The sequence below is a fragment of the Pseudomonas sp. genome, assembly GCF_051660785.1.
In the GTDB taxonomy this organism is placed as follows: domain Bacteria; phylum Pseudomonadota; class Gammaproteobacteria; order Pseudomonadales; family Pseudomonadaceae; genus Aquipseudomonas.
The window spans coordinates 25,641-43,349 of record NZ_JBOFQE010000107.1; the positions used below are offsets into that span (position 1 = coordinate 25,641).

Here is a 17,709-nt window from a genome sequence, read left to right on the forward strand (position 1 = left end):
CAACATAGCCTCACCACTGGCGTTTGTCCGGGCGTGCCAGGCCGAGCTTTTCGATCCGGTAACGCAACATGTCGCGGCTCAAGCCCAGCAGCCTTGCAGACTTGGTGACGTTCCAGTCGGTCTTGTCGAGCATCTTGCGCACCATGTCGCGTTCGACTTCCGGCAGGTTCATCGACTCGGTGCCGTTGTAGGCCGGACGCGGCTCGTGGTGCTGGGCTTCTTGCAGCACGATCGGATCATCCACCAGGCTTAGGCACACGTTTAGCTGATGGGCCGCAATCGTATCGCTCTGCGCCAGCAACACGGTTTGCTCGAGCATGTTGCGCAATTCGCGCACGTTGCCCGGCCAGCTGTAGCTGAGCAGCAACTCTTCAGCCTGATCGCTGAAATGCAGGTTCGGTTTGCCATAGCGTTTGCCGTGGGTCGCCAGGAAATGCCGGGCCAGCAGCAAGATGTCGGCGCCGCGGGCATACAAGCGCGGCACCTTGATCGAAATAATGCGCAAACGGAAAAACAGGTCACGACGGAACTTGCCCTGCTGAACCATTTGTTCGAGGTTGCAGTTGGTCGCGCTGATCACGCGCAGATCGACCTTGCGCTCCTTCACCGAGCCGACCCGGCGAATGGTCCGGTCTTCCAGCAGCTTGAGCAGTTTGGCTTGCAGCAGCAGGTCCATTTCACCCACTTCGTCGAGAAACAGCGTGCCGCCATCGGCCGCTTCCACCAGGCCGACACGACGGTCCTTGGCGTCAGTGAAGGCGCCCTTCTCGTGGCCGAACAGTTCCGACTCCACCAGGTTGGACGGGATCGATGCGCAGTTGAACTCAATGAACGGGCCTTTGGCGCGCGGGCCGTCGAAGTGCAGCGCCCGGGCCACCAGTTCCTTGCCGGTCCCGGTCTCGCCCTCCACCAGCACCGGCGGCAGGTCGGTGTTGGCCATGCGCCGCTCGGCGTCGAGCAACTGGGCGATGGTGTTCTTCAAGTATTGCATCGGTGCCGATTCGCCAATCAACGCCTGTACGCCTGACTTCTGCGCCTCGCGCTCCTGATAGAACGACAACGTGCGCTCCATACGATCAGTGGCCAGCGCCTTGTCCAGCAGCAGCTTGAGCTCCGGCAAGGCCACCGGTTTGGTGACGTAATGAAAAGCGCCCTCTTTCATCGCCACCACGGCATCCTCGACGTTGCCGTAGCCAGTCATCATGATCACTTTCAGATCCGGCGCGCTGATGCGCAGCTTCTGGATCAGGTCGTGACCGCTCATGCCCGGCAACGAGTTATCGGTCAACACCACATCGGGGGTGAACGTACCCAGTTTATCCAACGCCTCTTCAGCCGAGTGGCAGACCGTTACCTCGAAGTCTTTGCGCTCCAGGTAGGTCTGAATATTCTCGGCCAGGAGTTCATCATCCTCGACCAGCAGTATGCTGTGCTCCATATTCCCCTCCCGTTGCCACTTTAAAATTGAGACAGACGCGGGTTCCTTCCTGCTCCTGGCTGGTCAGTTCGACCGAGCCTTCGAAACGCTCCATTATTCGTTTGACGAGGGCCAGGCCAACGCCCAACCCTCCCTGTTTGGTGGTGAAAAACGGCTTGAAGACCATCTGTTGCTGCTGCTTGGACATACCTTTGCCGGTATCGCTCAGGGTCATGAGCACCTGGCCGGATCGGGGTTGTTCAATATCGATGCTGAGCATGCCGCCCTTGGGCATGGCTTCCAGGGCGTTGGCAAACAGGCTATTGAGAATTTGCGTGAGCAGCACCTGTTGGCTGACGACCGGTGGACAGGTTTGCGGCGTAAAGCGCACTTCCACGTTCGAGCGCCGGATCAGTGCGTCGAACGCGCTCAGGGTGTCGTCGATGGCCAGCACCAGGTCGACGGTTTCGGAGTCTTCGTTCATGGGCCGCAACGACACCAGCAACTCGCGGACCCAGCGTGACATGCGATCGACCTGACTGATGATGTCGCCAATGTTCTTTTGCGCATTCTGGCTGGCGATTTCCTGCGCCAGTTCGGCGCTGGAGCGAATGTTCGCCAGCGGATTGCGCAAGCTGTGGGCGACCGCCGAGGACATTTCCCCCAGGGCGACAAAGGTCTCGTTAGTGATCAGTTGTTTCTGCTGGCTCTGCAGCAACATGGACGCACGATGCACAATCCAGAACAGCCCGAGGTAGATGACCAGGCCGCCGAGCAGGGTCGCCAGCCAGATCGACTTGAAACCCCGCTGAATGCGCTCAACCAGATCCGTCGGTTCCTTGTAGATCTCGACCATGGCGATGACTTTGCTCTTGTCGGCATTGAACATCGGGATGTAATTTTCGATGAACAGGTATTCAGGCTCACGCAGCAGTTTCTGCTCGGGACGCTCATCGTCGATCTCGTGATAACTGGTGGACACCGCCTCCTTCATTTCAAAGGATTCGTCGAGCTCTTCATCGTCTTCGATGCGCAGGCCGATCAGCTCCGGGTTGGTCGACCAGACCACGGTACGATCGAGGGCATAGACGTTGGCCAACAAAATATCCGGCAGATGTTCCACATGATCGAGAAACTCGCCGCGCGATGAGGCACGGGTTGCCGGGGTCACGTCGGGGTAAGCGTTGTCATCGCGCGGGTCGAGCATTTCACCCATGGTTCTGTTCGGGCTGATCGAGGCATGGCGGATTTCCGCATCGCCAATCGCCTGCACGAATTGCGCAGTCAGCATGGAGTCGCGTTCGATGCTTTCGGTGACCACGAAACGCGTGGAAATGTGGCCGAGCCCTGCCGCCACGACGGCGATGATCAAAAAGCTGCCCAAGGAAAACCAGCGCAGCAGATTGAACTGGCCGCCCCGGCCCTGCCCCTCTGCTGCCGGCGTGTCCGGCGCAAGAATCTTTGGTTGTTCCAGCGTCTGCATGGGAGTGTCCTGGAGGCTTGCATCAAGCCTTTTCCACCGTTTCTGGGATCAGTGTAGGTGGCATTGATCGTGGTTGACGGCTTCACTGATAGTATTTCGCCGCTATTGCACCTGCGCCGCTTGCAGCGGTTGCTGACGCTCGGTTTCTTCCTGCAAAAATCCCACAATTGACTGCGCAGCGTTCTCATCCAGACGCAGGTTTGGCATCGGGATTTTGTCGAAACGTTCAAACAGCTCCATCGCGATCGGGTCCTTTTCGGCGAGCATGCGGTCGGGTTCGCGTATCCAGCGGCTGAGCCAGGCCGGGTCGCGTTGGCGAGTGACGCCGATCAGGTCCGGGCCGATGCTGCGCAGGCCGATGCCCTGCCCGTCCAGCGGCCCCAGGCTGTGGCACGACGCGCAGCGGGTGCGAAACAGTTCTTCGCCACTGCTCGGTGGGCGGATCTCGGGCGCATTGGCGTAACTTTCCTCGACACTGGCTTTCTTCCAGTTCTGCAAGGTGTTGGCCAACTGATCGGCGAGGATCCACGGGTTCTCGAACGGCGAGGCTTTCATCCAGCGACCGGTGCTCTGGTTGCCGACGATCAGGCTCAGGTTGTGGTCTTTGCTGCGTCCGTTGTCGACGCCTTCGATGAACAGCCCGAGTTTTTTGCGCAGATCGGTGACGTCTTCGAATTCGCCGGTCAGAAACCTCCAGCCCGGCCCGACCTTGAAGCGTTGCGCGTAAGCCTTCAGCACCTCGGGCGTGTCGCTGAGCGGGTCGATGCTGATGGAGTAGAAGAAGATGTCCTGGCCGACCCGGTCGCCCAACAGCTTTTGCACCTGACGCAGGCGTGCGGTTTCCAGCGGGCAGGAGTCGCTGCACGAAGTAAATATGAAATTGATCACCACCACCTTGTCCTTGATCAAGTCATCGAAGAACCGTACCTGCCGACCGTCCTGATCGGTCAGCAAGGTGTTGGGGAAGTAATCGCCGCCCCAGGGTGTCGCCGATTCCGTCGGCGCCAGCCCCCCTTCGTGAGCAAGCAGCACTTGAAGGGCCAACAGACAGGTGACCAGGACCAGAATGAGGTGCATGCCCAAGGCGCGGGAACGTGGCGTATGCATGGGTGTGTCGGCTCCCCTGCGCCTCATTTTTTCACCGCCACTTGTGGGCCGAAGCCATCGCCGTTGCGGAAGGTTGGCAGCGCGGCGGAGTTGACGTAGTGCACGCCATCCCAGCTCGGCAACGGTGTCGGCATCAACTGGAATTGCCCGGGTTTTTCAATGTCCCAGCGCAGCAGCATCGAGTTGTCTTCGTGCTGAGTGTTGTGACAGTGCTCCATGTACGTCCCGGCGAACTCGCGGAAGTTGATCGCCATCTCGACGCTGTCCAGGCCATCGTTTTCCGACCCGATGCGGTACACGTCCTTGCGTGCCCATTTTTCCCATTCCGGTGGCGCCTTGCCGCCGCGGCTGAGGATGATCCCCTCCTCGAAGTGCACGTGCACCGGGTGGCTCCAGCCCTTGCCGCCGGCCTTGATGTTCCACACTTCCAGGGTGCCGAAACCACTGACGCCGGCATCGGTCGGACCGGTTTTCAACTGGGTGGCCGTGTTCAAGCGACGCGGGTCCATGTGGAAGCCGAAGCCGCCATCGGTCTTGACTGTCCACGGCGCTGCATCGGTGCCATCGGAACGGCCGAAAGTGAAGGTGCGGTGGCGCGCCTGGGCCAGCAGGACCTTGTCGGCCGCATTGTCGCGATGGATTTTCAGCGGAATCATCACCAGGCCTTCGGCTTTGCCCGGTTTGGCCGGTTCGTAGGCCGCCGGGTCCATGGCCAGGTCCTGGCCGGAGTAGGCCTTGACGTTCAGCTGCAAGAGCTTGCCCACCCCAGGATCACCCTTGTCCCACTGCGGTCCTTTGCTGGTTTGCTTGATCACCGCCAGGTATTTCTCCGACAGCACATCCGCCAGCTCGACCGGTTCTTTCGGCCCCTTGCCGTCGTCATGCACCAACAGGTTGACGAAGAACAGCTTGTCCCCAGGCTTGATGCCGTTCTTCGCGAAGTTGACGATGATGTCGAAGCGCTCGGCGATGCCCTGGGTCGGCAAGATCGCGTTGTGATTCTTTTTATCGCCATCGGCGTCGAGGTCCAGGGTGCCGTCGAATGGCACGCTGTGCTCCATGATGTTGCCGTCGTTGGCAATCATGTGGAATGGCACGCGGGCATAGGACACGCCGGAGTTTTTAGGGCCGGGGAATTCACCGCTGTTGCCCTTGACCTCACGCACGATCGCGAACTTGAAGTAACGCGACACCGAGCCGTTGAGGATGCGGAACCGATAGCTGCGGGCGCGCACGTCCAGGGTCGGTTTCCACTGCCAGTTGACCAGCACCTGGTCACCGAGGAAGCCGTCGGTGTTGAACGGGTTGAACCACAGCTGACCGGCCTGATCCCACGCCTTGTCGGCGAACACCAGGTTGACGTCGTAGTCGCGGTTGCCCCACGGCAAGGCGCTGCCGCTGGGGAAACGCAGGTTGACGCCGTCGTTCACCGACTCGTTGCCACGGTCCAGGGCGCTGTAGTAATTCATCATCGCCGCGTTGCCCTTGTAGACGTTCTGCGCGGTGAAATCGAGCATGTGGTCGTGGAACCAGTGGGTGCTCATGGTTTCGCGCCAGTCGCCGCGGATCTTGATCGTGCCGTGGTCGCACGTCTTGAGGCCGGGGCTCATATCATTGGTCCACAGGGTTTCGCCCGGCGAGCACGGGAACGCCGCACGCGGATCTTCAGCCTTGGTGTTGATGCTGTCGTAACCGGCCAGCTGGATCGGCCAGCGATAGTCGTAATACTGCCCCGGGAAGAAAAACGCGTTGGCATAGCCGTCGCTTTCCGCCGGTGCGTGACCGTTGTGTTCGTGGGTGCTGATGGTGTGCAGACCAAAACCCATGTTGGCCGCCGGATCGATCGGCAAGCCGTTGTAATGGCGCATCAGCACCGGCTGGCCGTAACGCACCATCAGCAATTTGGGCGGCAAGGTGCCGTCGAAGGTCCAGACCGAGTTGTGGTTCTGCACCGGCATGTTCGGGTGGAAACGCGCATCGACGCCTTTGGCGGTGCCGTCCGTGGCCGGTACACCGGCGACGTTGTGATAGAGGCCGCCGGGTCCGAACTCGCCCAGCGCATAGCCGTGCATCTGATGGCTGTCACGCCAGCCGCTGTTGAGCCTAGCCCCGGTCTGCACGGTTTTGTAGGCCATTTGCGGGTAGAACTCGTTCCAGCGCTGATGCGACCAACCCTTTCCCGGCGGACGACCTTCCGCCGACGAACCGATATGGCGGTTGAGGAACACCTCGATCTGCGCCTGCCACGGGTTGCGGTCCACCACGTTGGCGAACTGGCTGGGGAACGGCGTCAGCCCCGGCTGGCGCATAAAGGCGTCGAGTGCCGCACTCGGTGGCGCACTGCGGGCCGCGTTTGTCGGGTCCTGCTGGGGCAACGGTCCAACGGCTACCGGTGGAAAGCTCAACGGCGCCGGCGGTGTGGTGGGGTCGAGTTTTTCCGGGCCGAACTCTTCGAACAGCACCAACTGCTGAGTGAACGGTTGAGCGCCAAACAGCGGGCTCGGCTTGCCATTGGTGGGGTAGTTGAAACTGGTCTGCACCGACGGCGGCAGAATGTTTTCCGTGCGCGTGGTGTCTCGGCTGCCTTTGACGCCATCGGGCAAATCGAAGGAATCTTCGTTGGCCTCGGGCATGGTCAAGATGGCATTAAGCGCTGCCGCCGGGTCAGCCGGTTCGTCGTAATACCGGGAAGGATCGTTCGGCTCCGGCTCTCGCTCGTCATCGATGGGGCTGGCACGCAGCGTCGCTGTGCCCAGCGTCATTGTGAGCAGGACGCTCAGAGGCGTTATCAGGCTGAACCATTTGCAGGGGTGCCGCGCTTTTCTGTCCATCACCAGCCGCCTCGAAGTCATGAAGGAGGTGATGGTGGATTTGCAAGGAGCTCGCCAGATTTGTAACAGGTTTATACAAAAGCATTAACTCTTAACAAAACAATGGCTTATCAATATCAATGCGCCATGACCGGGGAATCCGACTGGGGCCAGACACCCGCTACCGGGGAAAGTTCACACCCATTGTCAGGGAAACCGTTTGAACGACAGACGGACAGCAGTGCCCTCGCCTTCGCGGCTACCCAGGGTCACCGCGCCGCCAAAACGCTCCATGATGCGCTTCACCAGCACCAGCCCGACGCCCAATCCGCCTTGCTTGGTAGTGAAGAAAGGCCGGAACGCCATCCTGCGCTGCTCTTCATTCATGCCCTTGCCGGTATCGCTCACGACCACGCTGATTCCCCGGGTATCGGTCGACTCAAGGGTGATGGTCAGCGTGCCGCCCCTGTCCATCGCTTCGACGGCATTGGCCAGCAAACTGTTGAGAATTTGCGTGAGCTGCACCTGCTGGCTCAGCACCATCGGGGTTTCCTGCGGCTCGAACACCACCCGCACACCGGCCTTGGCAATCTGATGTTCGAAGGCCATGAGGCTGTCATGCAAAGCCGCGACCAGGTTCACCGGCTCGGCCTCATCGTTGAGCGGGCGTAACGACTGCAGCAATTCCCTGACCCACTTCGACATGCGGTCCACCTGACCGATGATGTCGTTGATGTTTTTGTGGGCCGGTCCAGTGTCGAACTCCAGGGCCAGTTCGGCGCTGGAGCGGATGGTCGCCAACGGATTGCGCAGGCTGTGGGCAACCGCCGAGGACATCTCCCCGAGCGCCACGAAGGTTTCGTTGGTGATCAATTGCTTTTGCTGGGTCGCCAACAGGATCGCCGCACGCCGCACGATCCAGTACAGCCCCAGGTAAATCAGTCCGCCGCCCAGGGCCGTGGCCAGCCAGATCAGCACCAGCCCGCGCTCCATGCGGTCGATCAGGTCCTTGGGTTCCTTATAGATCTCGACCATCGCCGTGACGGTATCGCCATCGGCATCGAACAGCGGAATGTAGTTCTCGATGAAGATGTAGTCCGGCGGCGTAACGAATTTCTGCTCCATGCGGCTTTTGTCGACGTTGTGATAACTCGCCGACACCGGCGTCTTGGAAGAAAAAGCCTGATCGAGGTCGTCATCGGCATGGATCGTGGTGCCCATCAGCGCCGGGTTGGTGGACCAGATCACCATGCGGTCAGGGGCATAAATGTTGGCCAGAATCACATCAGGCAGGTGCTCGATATGGTCGAGGAATTCGCCGCGGGCACTGGCGCGGGCCAGCGGATCAACGTCGGGAAAGTCCCGGTCTTTGCGCGGGTCCAGCAACTCGCCCATGGTCCGCACGTTGGGTATCGACACATGGCGCACCTCGGCCGAGGCAATCGCCTGAATGAACTGGGACGTGAGCAACGCATCGCGCTGCACGCTTTCGGTGATCACGAACCGCGTCGACACCGCCCCCAGCGCCACGGCCACCGTGCCGATCACCGCCATACTGATGAGCGAGAACCAGCGCAGCAGGTTGAACGGCTGCTTGCGCGAGCTCAGGCGGATATCGCCCTCTTCTTTCTGGAGGGTTGTGGTCTGACTGGTCATGGTCGTTGTTCCCGAAAACTCCCTATAGGGTTATAGCCCACTGTCTGGTCTTTGCCCGACTTCGGGTTTTTGTCCCCCCCTTTTTGGGACGCCCCCCCACCAGCCAAGCGAGATAAACGCAGTGCATTCCGGAACAGGCTGGCATCGTGTGCAATATGTTTGCAGCACACGCAAAAGAAAACGCCCCGATCAGTCATGAACCGACGGGGCGAATATATGGACGTGATGGCGTGTAGTCTCCCGTGGCGAGGGGATTTATCCCCGTTGGGCTGCGAAGCAGCCCCAAAAAGGCAACACCGCACAGCCCAACATCAGTCACCCACTCACCACAGCAAGCCGACCCTACTTAGGCAGATCAATCTGATCCAACACCCGATTAGCAGTAATCTCCGCCACCATAATGCTGTTCGAAATACCCAGCAGCGCATAACGCGACTCCCCCTCCAGATGATCCACCAGCTGATGAACCATCACATCGACTGAGGCCAGTGTCTCGACCAAAAAAACCGCCAATGTTTCGGCCGTCGCCTCAGGGTCTACGGAAAACAGCGTGCTACGTGTTCGCGGGGTGGCTTTGATGTCTGCGTTCGATGGGAAGTGGAAGTCGAGCGCTCGCTCGGCGGCTTCGTTGAGTTTCTTTGAATCGGTTTCGTACGGGGAGACGGGATCGGTGTCCGGTGGATTCGGTGTGACCTTGAACATGGTGAACTCCTAGAGAAATGGAGCAGCCACCTTTCGCTGCGAAACGAAATAAAGGTGGCAACTGTACGCGGGTTCGCAGACCAGGACTCTAGGAACCCGGCAGACCCGAGGGCCTCCCACGCACAGCCGCCATGACATACCTGACAGACCCAATGAAGCGTCTGTTCACGGACGGTAGACGTTGTGCGTCTAGAGATTACCCGGGCTGCGAAACCCGATCACTGATGGGCAGTGACGGGAATCAAGTTACCGAGCGAGCCAAAGGCGCACAAGCCGGCGGATTCTGGCGTAGCCGTAGGCAACGACGCAAGGTCTTGTAGCTTTCAGGAAGTAACCTCGAGCGTCTTTAAACAAGCCTCCTTCGGCGATGTTTAAACCGCGCCCGCGCACCTTCCAAAGTGGCGCCGATGCCCGTGGCGCAAGTGCGAATTTCGCGCCCGGCATTGACCTCGCTTCGGATATTCCCCCCTCCCAATCCCCACATACCCCACTGCCCCCACCTACCCCCAATGCTGGGGACAGTCGCCCGCTTGCGCGCTCGGCGTAACGAAGCCGCTCAGGCGTCAAACGCCGTTGCTGCGGGCCTGCGCCGGCCGTTTTGCAAGATTGGTATGGAAGTTGCCGAAGCCCTCTCAACTGACCCATCCCTACGGGACAGGTACTCTGATAGAGGGAATACTCATGCACCCTTTACTGTCCAAAACGGCGGCCGCCCTGGTCGTCAGCGCGCTAGCCCAAGGTGTTGCCCAGGCAGCGCTGTTTGCCGTCGACCCCGGTCCCTATGTGCCAGCCAACGGCTCGTTTGCCGCCTGGTATCAGGACAGCCATGGTCGAACTCTCGATCTGTGCCTGTCCAAAGCTGTCAGCTCCAGGGTTGCCAGCACACCCGGTGCGCCGTCCTACATGTGCCTGTTGAATCCGACCCCCGGGGTGTTCGACGACACGCAACCGATCGTCTTCCCGACCAACTTTCCCGATGAGTCGTTCTGGTTCACCGGCGACGGCTCGATCGTCGATGCCGCACGAGGCATCGACCTGACCTATGTCAGCGCCGTGGAAGCCGCCTTCGCCGCGGAAGAACCGGTCGAAGGCGACCAGGTCAGTTTTGGCCGCATCCGTATTCGGGTAGACGTGCCAACCGCCGGCGTCTACACCATCACTCACCCTTACGGCGTCGACATCTTTGACGTTCCCGCTGGCGGACGTCGCGCAATCAACATGACTCGCGACATCGGTATCGGCACGCCGAAAACCTACGATGGCGCACTCAAGAGTGACATCGGCCCGTTCCTGCGCAGCGTCAACGGTCCCTACACCGAGACTAACCCGGTCACCGGTTCGGCCGAGCAATTCGTTGGCGATCCGAATCTGGAAGAAGCCTTCACCGGCAGTCCTTTCAATACCAACTACATCCGCATCGAAGGGCCGAACGGCCTGGACTTGCGCACGACGGTCATGGCCATTTCCGGCAAGTTGTCGACCGTGGTCCGGCCTACCCCGATGATCACCGAGCGCAGCACTTACTCGCGCAAGGCCGGTGAAAGCGCACCGGTGGCGCAGCAGGACGTGTTTGTCATGGCTCCGCCGCCACCCGCCACCGTGACCCTGGACAGCAACACCCCGGCGCTGAACCTGACCGAGGCTGACACGTCCGGCCACTGGTACGCCCAGTCCGCCACCAACCCGACGTTGCCAAGCACCCTGGTAGTGACCGCCGACAACCACCTGGCCATTCCCACCAGCACGCCGACCACGCTGTCGATGCCACTGACGGACCTCGTGGTGATCCAGACCGCCCAGTACAGCTTGAGCACCGCGCAAATCACGGTCGTGGCTTCGACCAGCGATGAAACCTCGCCACCGGTACTCACCGCCACCACCGGCACCGGGGTCGCCATTGGCGCCCTGGGTGGCGATGGCGCAGTGAAATCCCTGGCGACCGGCATCTCGCCGATTCCACCGGCCAAGGTTCGAGTGACGTCATCCAATGGCGGCAGCGATATCGAAGAAGTGGTCATCGTGCAATGAACGCACACATGCCCAGATCCTCATCAGGAGGCATCATGAACAAATTGCCACGCCTGGCGCTCAACGCCCTGGGACTGACTCTATCGCTGTCCGGCAGCGCTTTCGCGCAGCTCAATGCCGTCGACCCCGGCCCTTACACCTTCGCCACCGGGAAATTCCCGATGTGGTATCAGGACAACAATCTGCTGTCGCTGGAACTTTGCCAGTCGCGGGCGACCAGCTCGCGGTCGCCGGGTGCACCGGGCGCGCCTTCCTACATGTGCATTCTGAATCCGGAACCCGGGGTCTACGACGACACCCTGCCGATGGTGTTTCCGGATAACTGGCCACCGGAAACGTTCTGGTACCTCGCCGAGACCAGCATCGCCGATGTCGGGGGTTATGGCGTGGATGCCTACGTGGCCGGGATCGAAGCGGCATTCGCCTCCGAAAACCCTGTCGACGGCGACCAGGCAAGCTTCGCGCGGATTCGTCTGCGGGTGAACGTGCCTGTCGCCGGGACTTACACCATCACCCACCCGTACGGTGTGGACACGGTCAACGTCACCACGCCGGGCCGTCGGGCGATCAACATCACCCGCGACATCGGCATCGGCGCACCGGGCAATTTCTCGGGTGCCCTCAACGGGGAGGTCGGGCCATTCCTGCGCAGCGTCAACGGCCCTTACACCGAAGTGAACCCGGACACCGGCGCCATCGAGACGTTTGTCGGCGATCCGAACCTCACCGAAGCGGTCACCGGCAGCCCGTTCAATAACAACTTCCTGCGCGTGCAGGGGCCTGCCGGGACCATCCAGACCAACCTCTTTACCGTGTCCGGCAAAGTCCTCGACAGCCGTGCGCAAACCCCGGTGGAAATTGGCCGTGCCACTTACCGCCGGACCTCTTCCGGCCCGGGCGCCAGCAGTACCCGGGTCGAAGTGTTTGGCAAATCAGCCAACGGTTCGAGCCTGTGCTTCCGCGAAACCGTGGCCCTTGTGCCCGGACCACCGCAGACGCCCTGCCTGATCAACATGCTCGGCGACAACAATGGCCAGTTCTTCGGCCATCGCCTGACGGGCTCCACCGTGCCTTCTGTGGTGGTGGTCACGGCCACCAACCCGGGCGGCACTACCCGGCCGACAGCAGTGTCAAGCAAGGTCACCGACGTAGTGAAAGTCCAGACTGCTCGCTACAGCTGGAGCAACCACAGCCTGCTGATCGAGGCCACCTCGTCCGACGAAGTGGCGGTGCCGGACATGGTCGCTCAGGGTTACGGACGCCTGTCGAAAACCGGCACCCTGCAACGAATCACCATTGCCGACCTGACCCAGCCACCGGCCTCCGTCACGGTCAAATCCGCCGCTGGCGGCAGCGATACCGAGCCTGTCGTGGTGGTCGGAGCTGCACCGGATACCGGCGAGAACCAGGCGCCGCTCTCAGTTGCCGACACCGGCAACACCAGCTTCGGCGTGCCGCTGACCCTCAATCTGCTGGCCAACGACAGTGACCCCGACAACGACACGCCGCTGAGCATCACCGCGCTGACCCAACCGGCGGCCGGGCAAGGCACCGTGGCATTGAGCGGCACGACTTCGGTGGTCTACACCCCACCTGCCGTGGTCACTGCACCGCTGACAACGACCTTCACCTACAAGGCTCAAGACGTGAAAGGCCTGGCCTCGACCGCTCCAGCGACCGTGACCATCACCGTGGCGCCTAACCAGTCTCCGGTGGCCGTCGCCGACAGCATCGCAACCTTGGGCGTATCGGTACCGATCAGCGTGCTGGCCAACGACACCGATCCGGAAGGCAACGTGCCGCTCGCTGTCGCCAGCCTTACCCAACCGGCAGCCGGGCGCGGCACCGTCACGACCGACGGCACCGTCATCACCTACAACCCACCGGCCACCGTCACCACGGCCTTCACCACGACGTTCACCTACATCGCCCGGGACAGCTTCGGCGCCCAGTCGACACCGGCAACCGTCACGGTGCAAGTCTCGCCACGGCCTGCTGCGGAAACCTTCGCAGTGACCGGGGCCACGGTGTCGGCCCGCTCCAATAACCGCTTCACCTGGGACTTTGCGGGCACCTCATCGGTGATCACCGGCAACACCATCACCGTACAGGTCACCACCCCGACCGGGCTGGTAACCCTTGGCACCACCACGGTTCCAGTAACCGGTCGCTGGAGGTTGACGGTGAGCAACAGCACCACGGTGATCCCTTCGGCCAACCCGACAGCGACCATCCGCTCCTCCCAAGGCACCGTGCGTACGGTCAACATCATCGCCAACTGAGCCCTCGCCCCACCCGCCGATCCGGTGGGTGGGGCCGGCCTCTTCCCCAGGACAACGCCATGAAAACGCCGACCGCCGCCCTGCTCTGCCTGCTTCTGCTTTGCAGCAGTGCAGGCGTGCGCGCCGACGATTTGATGGAGAACGACGACCTGGCACCTGCCGCCGACCTCGGCGAGTTGCCTCCACCGGTTGGCCAGCACGCGCTGATCGACCAGAACGGCCAGGCCAACGTGGCGCTGCTGCAACAGAACGGCCAGTCGTTGCTCGGCACCATCGTCCAGTCGGGCAGCAACCAGGAAGCGTACATCCTGCAACAAGGCAGCGACCTCATGGCAATGATCACCCAGCAAGGTTCCGGCAACGCCGCCTCTATTACCCAGAACGGCAGCCATAACCGTGCGCAGATTTCCCAGAACGGCAACAACAACGACGCCAGCATCGACCAGGCCGGTACGGGGCTTTCAAGCGCCGTGACCCAGTCGGGCAACGGCATGAGCGTTTCGGTCAAACAATATCGCTAAAGCACTGCACCACTTGGAGGTTTCATCATGTTCAAACTGACGCCCCTCACCGCCGCCATACTGGTCATTGTCAGTGCCCAGGCGATGGCCGACGACAGCGTTTCCACCCAGGCCCAGGTCGGCACCGCCAACATTGCCGATGTGAAACAGACCGCGGCGCCGTTCAGTACCGCGACCCAACAGCAACTCGGCCAGGGCAACGATGCCGCGGCGGTGCAAGACACCGCCACCGGCACCATCACCCAGGATCAGGTCGGCGACTACAACGCCGGTTACGCCGAGCAATTGTTCGAGAACGGCGGCCTCATCACCCAGCAACAAGTCGGCAGCCTCAACACCAGCCATGCCAGCCAGTCGATCGGCATGGGCGAAAACCAGGCGCTGCAACAACAGGCGGGCAGCGGCAACTTTTCGTTCGTTTATCAGGACACCCAGGAAGCCACCAAAGGCCAGACCTTCCAGTTCGGTGACAACAACGAGGCCAATATCGAACAGATTCAACTGGGCATCGCCAACAACGCGACGATCATCCAGTACGGCACCGCCAACTACGGCACCGCCGAACAGATCGCCCACATGGGCGGCGAGATCGGCATCAACCAGGCCGGCGAAGGCAACTACGCCTATGGCGACCAGCGCGACGGCAACGGCGGCGTCATCACCATCAACCAGTTCGGTGATTTCAACGGCAGTGAGGTCTGGCAAGGCGCACAAACCGCGAGCGAGGCCACCGTCAACCAGTATGGGCAAACCAACGAAGCGGTGGTCGACCAGAGCTTCGGCGAAAACAACAACGCCCAGGTCCTGCAAGTCGGCGACGTCAACGCCATCTACGCCGACCAGTTCGACTCCGTCGGCTCGGTGCTCGCGTTGTACCAGCAAGGCACCGGCAACGTGCACTTCACCTATCAGAGCGGCGACAGCCATGTGCTGACCGCCACCTCCGTAGGCACTGAAAACAAGGTCTACGCCAGCAACTGGAAAGGCCCGCAACTGGGCGGCCAGTTCGGCAGCAACCAGCGCGCGACCGTCACCCAGGCCGGCAACGGCAACATCGCCAGCTTCAAACAGGATGGCGTCGGCCACATCATGACCACCAACCAGACCGGCAGCGGCAACAAAACCACGGTCAGCCAGGCTGAAAACTACAACGAGCTGTACTTCGACCAGAACGGCAGCGACAACATCCTGATCGCCGACCAGCGCGGCACCACCAACCTGGCCCAGGGCACCACCAACGGCACCGGCAACACCACCGAGTTCGACCAGTCGGGCACCGGCAACCAGGCGTTCACCACGCAGCTGTATGGCAGCGACAACATGATCACCGTCAAACAGGCGGACACCATGAACGTGGCTTATGTGACCCAGGGCGGTACCGGGAACATTGCCAGTGTCGATCAGAGCGGCGTGACCCAGATGGCGACTGTTCAGCAGTTGGGGGCTGACAACCGGGCAACTGTGTTGCAGCAATAATCGCAAGGCATAAAAAAACCGCGGCCCTGGGGAGGGTCGCGGTTTTTTTTGGCTGACCTACCGCCATCGCGAGCAGGCTCGCTCCCACATTTGATCCTCCATGGGATTCAGATTTTGTAAACGACAAACCTCCACTGTGGGAGCGAGCCTGCTCCGGGCGGCGTTCCGACGATGGCGGCGGTACATTCAACATCGATATTGGCTGGGTCACTGAAGTTGTTGGGGCTCCGGTGATTACAACAGCGAGAGCGTGTAGTTAATGATGAAGCGATTCTGGTCCACATTACGCCCGGCGTCGGTGTTCGACTTGCCGTTACGCACGCTGAAACCAAGCCCTTTGAGCGATCCCGATTGCAGCACGTAATCGAGGGTCATATCACGTTCCCACTCGGACTGATCCCCAGCGTTCTGCGCCTTGATTCCTGTGCCCTTCAAATACACGATCGTAGCCTTTAAACCCGGCACGCCCAAGGGCGCGAAGTCATAGCTGTACTGGCCGAAATTGGTTTCCTCACCCGCGCGGGCAAAGCTCTGGATCATGCGGTCCGTCGGCAGGTAAACACTGCCGCCACCCGCGCCTTTATCGATCAGGCTGCCCTGGTTGGGCTGGACGAAATTGCTGCCGTCGCCCACACGCTGATGACCCAGCGACACCGAGTGACCGCTGTTGGCATAGGTGACCATCGCCACCCACGTGTTGTTGTCGATTTCACCGTTGTTGTCCTCGGTGTAACCCGACACTCGATACCCTTGCGCCCTGCCCGCGGCGGAGCTGTTGGCACCGGTGGATGTGGTGCGGAAGTACCGCAGGTCAGTGGTGAAGGAGCTTTTGCCGTCGATGGGCAGGACGTGCGTCAGGCCGAAGAAGTTCTGGTTGTAGAAATCTTCCATCTGCGCGAAGTAATACTGCGCCTTCAAATCCTTGGTGACGTTGTAGTCACCGCCAGCGAAATAAAACTTGTTGCTGTCCCGGGTGCTGCCTGCCACCGACAAACCGGTGCGGTCAGTCGAGGCCCGGCCGACTGCGTGTTCGAGCACACCGCTGGTCAACATCAGGCCATCGATGTCGTTCGAAGTGACCTGCGCACCGGTGAACGATTGCGGTAATACGCGAGCATCGTTCGAGATCAGGATCGGCAATTTCGGCAGCAGCGTGCCGTAGCGAAATTCGGTTTTTGAAACGCGCATCTTCGCGGTCGGGCCGAAGCTGCTCCACGCATCCGCCGCGCCATCGCCATCAGTCGGGATCATGCCGCTGCCGTTGTGGCGGCCGGTGCCGCTGTCCAGCGTAACGCCGAGCAACGCCTGGGCATCGATCCCGAACCCGACCGTGCCTTGGGTAAACCCGGACTCGTAGCGCAATACAAAACCCTGCGCCGCCTCTTCCGTCTTCGAGGGCTCTGCGGCGCCGTCGCGGTTGTCACTGTTGAAATACAGGGTGCGCATCGACAGGCTGGCTTTGCTGTCTTCGAGAAAACCGTGACCGGTAGCGTCGGCGGCCTGTGCGCACATCGAACCTGTGGCCAACAGAAATGCGGTGGGAATTGCTCGCTTGAACATACGGTGCTCCAGGGTGATTTTTTGTTTTTTTTGAGTGCTTGGCGCGACTGCTCTCCGCCGCTGGCCCCCAACAGCGGCGCGCACGATGACGCGCTCGATGGAGACCATGAGCCTTGAGGAAATCGGTCGGGATGTTCCGGTTAAATCAGGTAAGAAAGACCCACGGTCAGCGCGAAAGCCACCACCGAAATGATGGTCTCGAGCACGGTCCAGGTCTTGAAGGTCTGGGCAACGGTCATGTTGAAGTATTCCTTGATCAACCAGAAGCCGCCGTCGTTGACGTGAGAAAAGATAACCGACCCCGCGCCCGTCGCCAGCACCAGCAACTCCGGATGCGGATAACCCAGACCGATGGCCACCGGCGCCACGATCCCCGAGGCGGTGGTCATGGCTACGGTGGCGGAGCCGGTGGCGATGCGCATCAACGCCGCAAACAGCCAGCCCATGATCAGCGGTGACAGGTGGAATTCGTCGGCCAGGCTGACGATCTGGGTGGTCACGCCGGCGTCCACCAGAATCCGGTTCAAACCACCGCCGGCGCCGACCAGCAAGGTGATGCTGGCAGTCGGCGCCAGGCATTCGTTGGTGAATTTCAGAATCGATTCGCGGCTGAAGCCCTGAGCGATGCCGAGGGTCCAGAAGCTCAGCAACGTCGCCAGCAGCAGCG

12 protein-coding genes are annotated in these 17,709 nt (G+C 61.0%); 4 read left to right on the plus strand and 8 right to left on the minus strand.

The features are described 5' to 3' along the window. Positions 1-10 precede the first annotated feature (10 nt). The 6 genes from ACRC4F_RS29815 to ACRC4F_RS29840 all read right to left on the minus strand — a co-directional run bounded on the left by ACRC4F_RS29815 (position 11) and on the right by ACRC4F_RS29840 (position 9,175). Positions 11-1,438 carry a sigma-54-dependent transcriptional regulator gene (locus tag ACRC4F_RS29815; protein ID WP_438662524.1) on the minus strand — a complete coding sequence of 476 codons (1,428 nt, stop codon included), beginning with the start codon at positions 1,436-1,438 and terminating at the stop codon, positions 11-13. After that, on the minus strand, positions 1,407-2,900 hold the full coding sequence (locus tag ACRC4F_RS29820; RefSeq protein ID WP_438662525.1) for a sensor histidine kinase: 1,494 nt from the start codon (positions 2,898-2,900) through the stop codon (positions 1,407-1,409). Before ACRC4F_RS29820 ends, ACRC4F_RS29815 begins: the two co-directional genes overlap by 32 nt. 102 nt (positions 2,901-3,002) lie before the next feature. Further along, entirely contained in the window at positions 3,003-4,034 is a 1,032-nt protein-coding gene (locus ACRC4F_RS29825; RefSeq protein ID WP_438662526.1) for an SCO family protein, read from the minus strand. Further along, positions 4,031-6,838, minus strand: coding sequence for a multicopper oxidase domain-containing protein (locus ACRC4F_RS29830; RefSeq protein ID WP_438662527.1), 2,808 nt, complete (start codon positions 6,836-6,838; stop codon positions 4,031-4,033). The genes ACRC4F_RS29825 and ACRC4F_RS29830 overlap by 4 nt, the downstream gene beginning before the upstream one ends. 186 nt (positions 6,839-7,024) lie before the next feature. Beyond that, entirely contained in the window at positions 7,025-8,473 is a 1,449-nt protein-coding gene (locus ACRC4F_RS29835) for a sensor histidine kinase (RefSeq protein ID WP_438662528.1), read from the minus strand. 342 nt (positions 8,474-8,815) lie between these two features. After that, a complete protein-coding gene (locus ACRC4F_RS29840; RefSeq protein WP_438662529.1) occupies positions 8,816-9,175 on the minus strand; it encodes a DUF6124 family protein in 360 nt (119 codons plus the stop codon). 681 nt (positions 9,176-9,856) lie between these two features. Between ACRC4F_RS29840 and ACRC4F_RS29845 the strand changes: the two genes are divergently transcribed. Genes ACRC4F_RS29845 through ACRC4F_RS29860 form a run of 4 tightly spaced genes read left to right on the plus strand, consistent with a single transcriptional unit; the run spans position 9,857 to position 15,482 of the window. After that, the gene (locus ACRC4F_RS29845; protein ID WP_438662530.1) at positions 9,857-11,203 is read left to right on the plus strand and encodes a hypothetical protein; all 1,347 of its coding nucleotides are present in this window, start codon (positions 9,857-9,859) and stop codon (positions 11,201-11,203) included. A gap of 35 nt (positions 11,204-11,238) precedes the next feature. After that, a complete protein-coding gene (locus tag ACRC4F_RS29850; RefSeq protein WP_438662531.1) occupies positions 11,239-13,485 on the plus strand; it encodes an Ig-like domain-containing protein in 2,247 nt (748 codons plus the stop codon). A gap of 59 nt (positions 13,486-13,544) precedes the next feature. Beyond that, positions 13,545-14,006 (plus strand): curlin, encoded by a 462-nt coding sequence (locus ACRC4F_RS29855; RefSeq protein ID WP_438662532.1) that lies wholly within the window; start codon positions 13,545-13,547, stop codon positions 14,004-14,006. A gap of 27 nt (positions 14,007-14,033) precedes the next feature. After that, positions 14,034-15,482 carry a curlin gene (locus ACRC4F_RS29860; protein ID WP_438662533.1) on the plus strand — a complete coding sequence of 483 codons (1,449 nt, stop codon included), beginning with the start codon at positions 14,034-14,036 and terminating at the stop codon, positions 15,480-15,482. A 234-nt stretch (positions 15,483-15,716) separates the two neighbouring features. Here the strand turns inward: ACRC4F_RS29860 and ACRC4F_RS29865 are convergent, their stop codons facing one another. Together ACRC4F_RS29865 and ACRC4F_RS29870 are read right to left on the minus strand one after the other, a co-directional pair. Beyond that, on the minus strand, positions 15,717-17,042 hold the full coding sequence (locus ACRC4F_RS29865; protein WP_438662534.1) for an OprD family porin: 1,326 nt from the start codon (positions 17,040-17,042) through the stop codon (positions 15,717-15,719). Positions 17,043-17,182: 140 nt separating this feature from the next. Further along, positions 17,183-17,709, minus strand: a 527-nt coding sequence (locus tag ACRC4F_RS29870) for a GntT/GntP/DsdX family permease (protein WP_438657993.1), incomplete at its 5' end; no start/stop codon positions are given.